Annotated in this window: 9 protein-coding genes and 2 pseudogenes; 4 read left to right on the forward strand and 7 right to left on the reverse strand. The window is 43.8% G+C overall.

Annotation, left to right across the window (positions count from 1 at the left end; translation table 11 throughout):
* Window positions 1-174 precede the first annotated feature (174 nt).
* Window positions 175-687 carry a DUF4168 domain-containing protein gene (locus F6K37_RS24235; RefSeq protein ID WP_071103357.1) on the reverse strand — a complete coding sequence of 171 codons (513 nt, stop codon included), beginning with the start codon at window positions 685-687 and terminating at the stop codon, window positions 175-177.
* A gap of 69 nt (window positions 688-756) precedes the next feature.
* Between F6K37_RS24235 and F6K37_RS24240 the strand changes: the two genes are divergently transcribed.
* Window positions 757-879, forward strand: coding sequence for a hypothetical protein (locus F6K37_RS24240; RefSeq protein ID WP_287252643.1), 123 nt, complete (start codon window positions 757-759; stop codon window positions 877-879).
* 144 nt (window positions 880-1,023) lie between these two features.
* On the opposite strand, the gene holA is transcribed toward F6K37_RS24240, so the two are convergent.
* Both holA and F6K37_RS24250 read right to left on the reverse strand, forming a co-directional pair.
* Window positions 1,024-2,022, reverse strand: a complete 999-nt coding sequence (gene holA / locus F6K37_RS24245; RefSeq protein WP_287252644.1) for a DNA polymerase III subunit delta — start codon at window positions 2,020-2,022, stop codon at window positions 1,024-1,026.
* Entirely contained in the window at window positions 2,009-3,340 is a 1,332-nt protein-coding gene (locus tag F6K37_RS24250) for an RNA-guided endonuclease InsQ/TnpB family protein (RefSeq protein ID WP_287252646.1), read from the reverse strand. The genes holA and F6K37_RS24250 overlap by 14 nt, the downstream gene beginning before the upstream one ends.
* Before the next feature lie 160 nt (window positions 3,341-3,500).
* On the opposite strand from F6K37_RS24250, the gene F6K37_RS24255 reads away from it, so the two are divergent.
* The 3 genes from F6K37_RS24255 to cbiE are packed head-to-tail and all read left to right on the forward strand — an operon-like array spanning window position 3,501 to window position 6,315.
* Entirely contained in the window at window positions 3,501-4,307 is an 807-nt protein-coding gene (locus tag F6K37_RS24255; RefSeq protein WP_287252647.1) for a DUF1868 domain-containing protein, read from the forward strand.
* 54 nt (window positions 4,308-4,361) lie between these two features.
* Window positions 4,362-4,976, forward strand: coding sequence for a cobalt-precorrin-8X methylmutase (locus F6K37_RS24260; protein WP_008183858.1), 615 nt, complete (start codon window positions 4,362-4,364; stop codon window positions 4,974-4,976).
* Entirely contained in the window at window positions 4,969-6,315 is a 1,347-nt protein-coding gene (cbiE, locus tag F6K37_RS24265) for a precorrin-6y C5,15-methyltransferase (decarboxylating) subunit CbiE (protein WP_287252649.1), read from the forward strand. Before F6K37_RS24260 ends, cbiE begins: the two co-directional genes overlap by 8 nt.
* A 15-nt stretch (window positions 6,316-6,330) precedes the next feature.
* Here cbiE and F6K37_RS24270 read toward each other — a convergent pair.
* The 4 genes and pseudogenes from F6K37_RS24270 to F6K37_RS24280 all read right to left on the reverse strand — a co-directional run.
* Window positions 6,331-6,468, reverse strand: a pseudogene (locus F6K37_RS24270) (antitoxin); the annotation flags it as partial.
* 4 nt (window positions 6,469-6,472) lie between these two features.
* A pseudogene (locus F6K37_RS45620) lies at window positions 6,473-6,616 on the reverse strand (BrnT family toxin); the annotation flags it as partial.
* A 167-nt stretch (window positions 6,617-6,783) separates the two neighbouring features.
* On the reverse strand, window positions 6,784-7,287 hold the full coding sequence (locus F6K37_RS24275) for a hypothetical protein (protein WP_287252652.1): 504 nt from the start codon (window positions 7,285-7,287) through the stop codon (window positions 6,784-6,786).
* A gap of 341 nt (window positions 7,288-7,628) precedes the next feature.
* A partial coding sequence (locus F6K37_RS24280) for a vitamin B12 dependent-methionine synthase activation domain-containing protein (protein ID WP_287252654.1) occupies window positions 7,629-9,239 on the reverse strand: 1,611 nt, incomplete at its 5' end.

Genomic DNA, 9,239 nt, shown 5'->3' on the forward strand with positions numbered 1-9,239 from the left:
ACTATAGGTCTAAACTTGATTGATAATTCCCAGGTGTGCAACTCGTCTTACTGCTTGCCCAAGAGGAACGTTGAGACCCTTACGCTTTTCCCAAAACGATTTAATTATGGTTGACGTTATGGTTTAACTTATGGGTCAAGGGAATAAGTGGCTGATGATTCGAGCTATCCCCAGCTAAAAGCTAGCGTCAAATTTGGCTTGTTGAAGACGCACTAATTCACTTTGAATCTGTTCCCGTAAATTTAGATTATCTTGCATCTGAATAGTAATCTCGTTGAATCGTTTATTACCTCCTTCGGGAAAATACTTAGAGACAATTACCTCTGACTGTTGGCAGTAATCTTTAGCAATTTCTTGGGCGGTCGAGGGGAGCTTATTGATGCTCTCGGAGTCATCGCACAAAATTTCTGGTGGCTCTCCTAGGATTGTGGTGATTTTTTCATAGGCAGATGCGCGAATAGGCTCTATTTCTAATAGAACTTCAGCATATTGAGTGACGTCATTAGGACTAATGTCAGAGGTGACATCTTGAGCATAGGCTGAAGTGCTAATCACAAGGGTATAAGAGTCTTCAGAAAGCTCAGGGATAAATCCAGATAGCAAACTAATAGCAGTAAGTCCTCCGACAAATAGAGATTGGGAGAAAAGTTGGGTCAAGCTAAGTTTGAGAGAGTTAGCAGTGATCATGATGATAGATTAAGAGCAAAACAAACAATAACCAAAAGCACTAAGGGCTAGTTTAATCTGAATTAATTTATGGGGGATAAGTTCCTCAGAAGGCAAGATATTCTGGGGATTGGGAATGTAAGCTATCAGCTATCAGCTATCAGCTATCAGCTTTGGGCTTTTGGCCAGGCTACTGGAGATGCTTTTAAATAAAATAAGCTGACGGCACCTCAAGTAGCGTGAGCTTTTAGCTCACGGCTGACGGCTGAATGCTTACTTGGTAAATATGAAGCATGAGTATAAAAAGAATTTAACCTTCAATCCTTTTAGCTAGCCTGGGTGAAGCCACTGACGGTTCTAAACTCTTGAACTGTTAAAGATTTCACAAAGTTGTATCACCTTAGTTTGTAATGTTGAAAGGGGGTCTGCTCCGGTTTTGAGGTTGAGGTCTAACTCCAGCAACACGCGCAGAGTGGAGATGAGTTGCTTGGGGGAAAGGAACTCCACGTCTTGTTTGAGGAAGTAAACTCGTTTGGGGTTATTGATATTGGCAGTGTTAGCGATCGCATTTAGATCGGTTTCCCCCTCACTCACCAGCAACTTCACCCACAACCAGGTACGAAACTGGGTAATTAAGGTAGCGACAATCTTTAAGGGAGGTTCATTGTGGTTGATCAAGGCAGCTAACAACTCCAAGGCTTTTGCCCCATCCCCTTGCCGAATCGCCTCTGCCAGTTGCAAGGTATTTTGAGTATTAGCCACTACCAGGGTGGCAACGGTGCTTTCTGATAACGGTTGGCTATCATACAGCGCGTAGAGTCGTAATTTTTCCAGTTCGTTGAATAACTGTCGGGTGTCATTGCTAACGGATTCGGCTAAGAGTTCAGCGGCACTATTGGTTAGTTTGACCCCAAATTCAACGGAGTAGGACTTGACCCGATTGAGCAGCTGCTGGGTCTTCCAGGGGGGAATCAGAGCAAACTCCTGAATCTGGGCGTACTGTTGCAGTAATTTCGTGGACTTGAGTCGTGGATCTGGTCGATGGGGGGTAGTTAGTAACAAAACGGAGTGTTTCGGAATGACTGGTATAGTACGCTCTAATTCTGCCAGCAAATTTTCCGAACATTGCTGGCAAACGGTTGTATCGACTAACCACACTAGACGTCCACCGATGCCAAACGGAGGAGTCATTACTTGATTCAAGGCTTGAATTACAGCATCTGGTTGGTCTGGGGAAATTTTGTCATAGTTAAAACTAGCCCAGTTGGGGTCAACTAAGGATCGACGCAGTTTGTCCACGGCTTGAGCCATGGCAAAGTCATCCTTTCCCCAATAGAGTTGACTACTCCCCCGCATAAATGACGGGGGATTCTAATAAGGATGTTTCGTGACGGGATGAATCCACGTCACTCCACGCTGTTTTCTTATTAACTGACCACAGGACAACCCTGTGGGGACGAGTCAAAACGCCCCTACCCAGTCGGTCTAGGCTAATACCTAGCGTTCTGCTTACTTTACGTATTATATTGGCAGCACCATTACAATCCGCATTGACATACCAATTCATTGTGGTTCGGTATAAACCACGCTTAGTTCTTCTCCCTGACGGTTTCCAATCATCGGGTTTTTCACCATATTTTGGCAGATAGTCACCATCTAAGAACGATGCTTTACTGGTATAACTTTCCTCTGTTGCTATGAACTCGATTCCATACTGTTGACAAAGCTGAGCAATTCTTTCTTTGAGTCTAGCTGTAGGAATTGGCACAAACTCCGAGTTAGTCTTTTTGCCTAGCCTTATCTCATGTTTGCCTCCTTTATTCCAACCAAAAATTACTCGACCAATTTGATTTTCCAAGCAATGATTGACAACCAGTCTTGCGGCTTTGTTAATTCCATCACGCATCTGACGGTTACGTTTTTCAGTTATCGCCGCTAGGTGGTTAGACCAAAATCCTTGTGGTTTGTCTTGTTTGATTGTTGATATCTGTTTGTTATACCAACGATTCATCGATTTGATGTGCTTACCATCAATAATAAAGCTAGTTCCTACATTAGAAACACAGGTTAGCCAATTATCCAATCCTGGGTCAATACCAAGTACATTATTTATTTCTACACTTGGTGTTTCTATTCCTTTGTTATAAACCAACTCAACATAGAAACATCTATTCCTTGGCAGTATTCTTAATTCTCTGATGTCATCAAATTTAATATTGCTAGGAAGAGGTAATCTAAAACTATCAATGCCAAACCAGCACTTTACTTGTCTGCCCAATGGTATTCTTATGTTTCCATCTATTAATCTTAAGGCTTGCTTGGGATAACTGACCAATGCCAAACCTCCCTTTTTTCTATACTTGGGCAGTCTTGGTCTAGTCTCAATCTTCCCTTCTCGGTATGCTTTAATCAATTCTTTGTAGGATTTAAAGGACTCGTACACTGAACGAAGTATTTGTTGTGCTGCTTGGGAGTGAAGTGCCTTATAGTGACGATTGGGCTTGTATTCTTTTTCTAGCTCAAACTTGTCGATGTAGCGATTAGCTTTAAAGTAGAGTTGACGGGCAAAGTAGATGCCCATGTTTGTCAATCTCTGAGATTGTGTGCATAAAAAGTTGAGAATTGCCAATAACTCAAGATCTGGACTCAATAAAACTTGCTGACAGCCGTACACTTGGATCACCTCCTCGCTAATTACTCATTATACTATAAACAGGACACATAAATGTGTCGGCTGTGAGGGCTCGCTCGGTTTCATCCCCTGCTTAAAAGACAGGGGCTTTCACCATCGCTTTTTGGTAAATTCCCATATCAGAACACGTAAGGGGGCAAAATTGGACGATACATATCAAAGTTATCTAAATCGGGTCACACGGCTGACCCTAACCGCAACCTATCAATCGCAGTTACTCAATATCCAAGAGTCACCCAAGTTTAAACGTCTCCCTAATGGCAGCAGAGAGCCTGCCCCTTTTCCTGGTTACACTGTAATCACACCACCTTGGGAGGAAGAGACGAATAATTCAACATTCTATAATAACATGCAGCAGCTCCAAAAAGAGCTGATCCAGCAACTAGACCCGGGTTTAATGGTACCCATACCCCCGGATAGTTTTCATTTAACCCTGGCTGACTTGATTTGGGAAAATGCTTACCGAGATGCCACGGCTGAAAATCCACAGTTTGAAACTCAACTGCTTCAGTCGATACAGGCAAGTTTCGACAAGTATGTCGGTATCAGCCAGGAAACGTCTTTAGCAAATGGTGGTAATCCCATTAGCTGGCAGCTGTTGGGCTTAATGGTCATGCCCAGAGCGATTGGTGTATGTCTAGCGCCCAAGGATGAACAGGCATACAATCGGATTGCGCAACTGCGTCGGTGTATTTATCAAAATTCTGATTTAATGGCTCTAGGTATTGAACAGCAATACCATTTTACGGCTCACATCACTCTAGGATATTTCGGAGATATCCCCCAGGAATTGGATAGCGATCGCATTAGCAATATCCTATTCGAGTTAAGTGGCCAAGCCCTAGAAGTAGAAGGGAGTGTACTATCGATTAGGCAGGCTCAATTAAGGAAGTTTGACGATATGATGAGCTTCTTGCGGGAACCGGAATGGCCAGTTTTGGAGTTTTGAGTGGGTAGCGTGCTGAGTGTTTAAGTTGGAGCAGAGTATGGGTTGGGGATTGAGATGAAAGCATTGTCGATGCATCCGATTATGGAGCAAAGTTTTGCCATTATTGACCAACAGATTGGGGAGCATCAGTTTAATCGAGCTGAGTATGCTATTGTGCGCAGGGTAATCCATAGTACGGCTGATTTTGAATTTGCCCAACTGCTTCGGTTTAGTGAAAATGCGATCGCATCTGGTATTTCTGCACTGCGGCAGGGAGCACCAATTGTTACAGATGTCGGAATGGTCAAACAGGGGATAGCCAGTATGGTGGCAAAAACCTTTGGTAATCCCCTGATCGTCGCAGTAGACCAGGCACCAGTAGCTCTGCCAGGAAAGACGCGCACGGAAACAGGTTTACTCCGATGTTTTGAGCAGTTTCCAGGGGCTATTTTTGTGATTGGTAATGCCCCTACGGCATTGTTGGCTTTATGTGAGCAGTTGCCCCACTCTCAGGTCAAACCAGCTTTGGTCATTGGCGCAACGGTTGGGTTTGTTTCAGTGCTCGAGTCGAAAGCTGCTTTGGCAAAGATATCTATCCCTCAGATTCGGGTTGAAGGAGCTAAAGGAGGGTCTCCAGTGGCTGCAGCTATTTTGAATGGATTAATGGTATTGGCTTGGGATAGTGAGTAATAAAACATCCCAAAGGTCACCCATCCATGTAGTGGGCATTGGTTTAGATGGAGCAGCTAGCTTAACTGATCAAGTCAAGGAGCTGGTGGAACGAGCGACGCTATTGGTAGGAAGTCAGCGCCATTTAGGTTATTTTCCCAACCACCAAGGGTCACAACTGGTATTGGGGAATTTTGCTGACGCTATTGAATTAATTCGTAAGCAGCTCGATAGTGCTGATCACGATACCCTAATCGTAGTGTTGGTGAGTGGTGATCCATTGTTTTTTGGCTTAGGACGATTGCTCCTAAGCCAACTTCCCCCCTCAAGGCTGAGGTTTCATCCCCATGTCAGTGCGATTCAGTTAGCCTTCAGTCGGATTAAGGTGGCTTGGCAAGATGCTAAGGTAATCAGTGCTCATGGCCGTTCTCTCGAACAACTAATCCCAGCCTTGAAGCAGGGAGTTGACAAGATTGCAGTGCTGACGGATGGCAGCAATACACCTGAAGCGATCGCTAAATTATTGCTAGCGCTAGATTTACCCAGTTGCTACGAGTTCTGGGTATGTGAAAATTTAGGAGGTATGGATGAACGGGTGCAATGTCTTGGTGTAGAAGCAGTATTGAACCAGACCTTTGCGCCCCTGAATGTGGTGGTATTACTACGTCACCCTGATTCCCTTGACCAATCCCTGGATCCAGACTCCTTACCGATACTGGGATTACCAGATCAGACATTTACTAGTTTTAGCGATCGCCCTGGTTTAATGACCAAGCGAGAAATCAGGCTGCTGTTACTAGGAGAGTTAGCACTCAAACCAGGGCAAACGGTTTGGGATATTGGTGCAGGAACAGGTTCGGTTTCCATTGAAATTGCTCGTTTATCGAAAACATCTCAGGTGTTTGCTATTGAAAAAACAGCCATGGGGAGTGCTTTAATTCAGCAAAATTGTCAACGTTTAGGCATTACTAATGTTACCTCAATTCATGGTTCAGCACCAGATATTTTGAAAGATTTACCAACACCCAATAGGATTTTTATTGGCGGTAGTGGTGGTAATTTACAATCAATTTTGGATTACTGTGACACTCGCTTAGAGCTCGATGGTATTATAGTGTTAGCGTTAGCAACTGTAGAGCATATTAATACAGCCTATAGTTGGTTTGAGTCTAAACGTTTCCCCCCCTCCGAGCGCGGGATTAGAGCAAATTCCTTCCCCCCCTTATTAAGGGGGGTTAGGGGGGATCACTGGAATTATCAATGGTTACAGGTGCAGTTATCAAAGTCGGTACCTGTGGGCAAGCTAACTCGGTTTAATCCTCTCAATCCGATAACTATTTTGACAGCTTGGAAGTGCTGAGTTTGAGAGTTAATAAATTCCTTTTTCTTGCGCCTTTGCTTCAAAATATTCTATTACATCAATCCTCAAAGGCAAAGTTACTGGTTGCTTTAATTTCTTGGCATAAGGATTGGGGCGGCTTTTCATGTTGGCAAGGTCATATTCTGGTTTCATGGTTTTAGCATCGATAGTGTTTACTTTCATTTTTAGTGGCTTTGCGGGCTGAAATGATTCTGATTACTGATTCCTCCTATCGGTAACAATGAACAATCAGTAAAAATCGGTCTTCTATCTCAGAATGATCTTCGTTCCAAAACTGGATCCCAGCTAGTAGCAATAGGCAATCAACCCACACAAAAGATTAAAGGGTTGGCACTTTCGGGTGGATCTCATTTTTATTCTTTGACCTAACAGTGGTGCGTTACGGGGCTGAGTCTCTCAACTCTAGCTACCGATAAAATGAGGGCTCCCCTAACACACCCTACGGAACTACTTATCCAAAACTGATGTCCAGACCTGTAGATTCCCTAACCAAGAATTCAGCTGCCCACGATTACAACCCGCAGTTTCCCCTTCTGCCTCTAAACTAATGGAATGATTTCCTGAGGAAACAGGGCCAAGATCAATTTTACCTGAGGTCAACGGAAGCCTACTGAACTGGCCAGATGCGCCCCTCCACCCAAGGGTATCTGTAGAAGTAACACGCTCACCGTCAAGGTAGAAATGGATTTTTATTGGACCGCAATGAGTAGGGGGGACGACATACTGGACTTTTAAGAAACCGCGCGTTGTTACATCTATTGCGAAGCGGTTACTGCATACTTGGCCACTGCCAGTACAACTTACTTTTTCTGGACCAAAATTTTGAGACTTGGTAATCTCCTTAGGAAATAAATTATGCCAATTCGTGATCACAGCTGCCCCCAGTGCACCAACCAGGCCAATTACAGCGGCAATGATCTGTATCCTATGACTTTTATCTTGACCACTCATCCCACTTTACCAAAAGTTATGATCATCAACGTTCGATTACTTTTCGTTTTGTAGTTTTACCTAATTTATAATTATATATTATAAAGAGTAAATATTAAATGGGTGGGTGGAAATTTTTTCGAGTCTGTTACCAGTTTATGTAGTAGGGTGGGCAATGCTTGATACAGATTCACCAAGCTGGGCTTTGCACTTTGATAAACACTGCGAACCCTAAAGATTAATAACAAGGGTGCAAGATTCCAGTATTAATCAACTGAAATCTTGCTAGCTCAACTGAATTTTGCCCCCCTAGCCCCCCAACTTTGGGGGGAACAAGAGTCAATTCTCAAAAAGCTGAGAGATCAAGCAGTAAAATACCTAGCGATGGGGTGATAAGCTACAATTGCCGTGGTAGATTGCTCTGGATACAACTGCTCACTCTCATCCATGTATAACTTAATGCGATCGCATTCCAACAAATCCAACTGCTTGTACTGATCCTGGAGATTTGGACAAGCGGGATAACCAAAGCTATACCGTGAACCCTGATAGCGCTGAGCCAACACATCCCGAATACTATCGGGTTCTTGATCTGCGAACCCTAACTCCCGACGAATCCGAGCATGACTCCACTCCGCCAAGGCTTCAGCCATTTGTACCGCCAATCCGTGGTAATACAAATAATCCGTATATTGATCACCATCAAATAATTCCTTAGCGTACTCTGTGGCAATATCCCCCACAGTTACCGCCTGCATTGGGAACACATCGAATTGACCTGGTTCTGCCAACTCCTTCGGTAAAAAGAAATCCGCTATACACAAACGCTTACCAGACCGTTGCCGAGGAAACTCAAACCGTGCCACCTCTTGCAATTCCTTCGGGTCCTTTGCGCCTTCGGGATTCATCCCTTTAGCATCATAAATTATCAAGGAATTACCATCAGCTAAACAAGGAAAATATCCATAGACTACCTGGGGATGTAACAAGTTCTCAGCAAGAGTTTTTTCCTTCCATTTCGCCAGAATTGGGTCAACCTTTTCCTTCAAAAACTGATTATACTCCTCCCTCGACTGGTCCTTTGGCTTCCGAAACTGCCATTGTCCAGCAATCAACGCCTGCAAATCCAGATACCATAAGACTTCCTCGAAGGAAATATCTTCTGGCTGAAGTATCTTAGTTCCCCAGAATGGCGGTGTTGGACGCTCAATATCTAAGGTTACCGCTTCCGAACGATTAGTATCTACAGGAGTTGAAAGGGGAGTTGCTGGTTGAGAGTTGTCTTGTGAACCATTCTGCTGCAACTTGTCAACTTTCAATTCGGAAGAAGCTTCAACTGCTAAACCATTCTCTACCTCATCGATAAAGCCTTTACTATCATCCCAGTTACCAGCTGCTTTTGCTGGCATTAACTTATCCATGAAATGGAGGTCAGAAAAGGCATCTTTACCATAAACTACCTGACCATTGTAGGTATTCTGACAATCCTTATGGACAAACTTTGGTGTTAGGGCAGCACCCCCTAGAATAACTGGTACCGTAATTCCCCGCTCATTAAAGGTTGCCAGATTATCCTTCATAAAGGCGGTAGACTTCACCAGTAGTCCACTCATGGCAATACAGTCAGCATTGTGCTTTTCATAAGCATCAATAATATTGTCCACTGGCTGTTTAATCCCCAAGTTAATCACTTCGTAGCCATTGTTGGACAAGATGATATCCACTAAATTCTTGCCAATATCATGAACATCTCCTTTCACCGTAGCAATTACAAAGGTACCTTTAGCATTCTTCCCTGCTTCGGATTTTTCCATATATGGCTCTAAATAAGCCACTGCTGCCTTCATGGTTTGAGCGGATTGTAATACAAACGGCAGCTGCATTTGCCCGGAACCAAATAGTTCCCCTACCACTTTCATCCCGTCCAGCAAAAAGGTATTGATAATCTCCAGGGGAGGATATTTTTCTCGGGC

The organism is Moorena sp. SIO4E2, assembly GCF_010671945.1.
Classification (GTDB): domain Bacteria; phylum Cyanobacteriota; class Cyanobacteriia; order Cyanobacteriales; family Coleofasciculaceae; genus Moorena; species Moorena producens.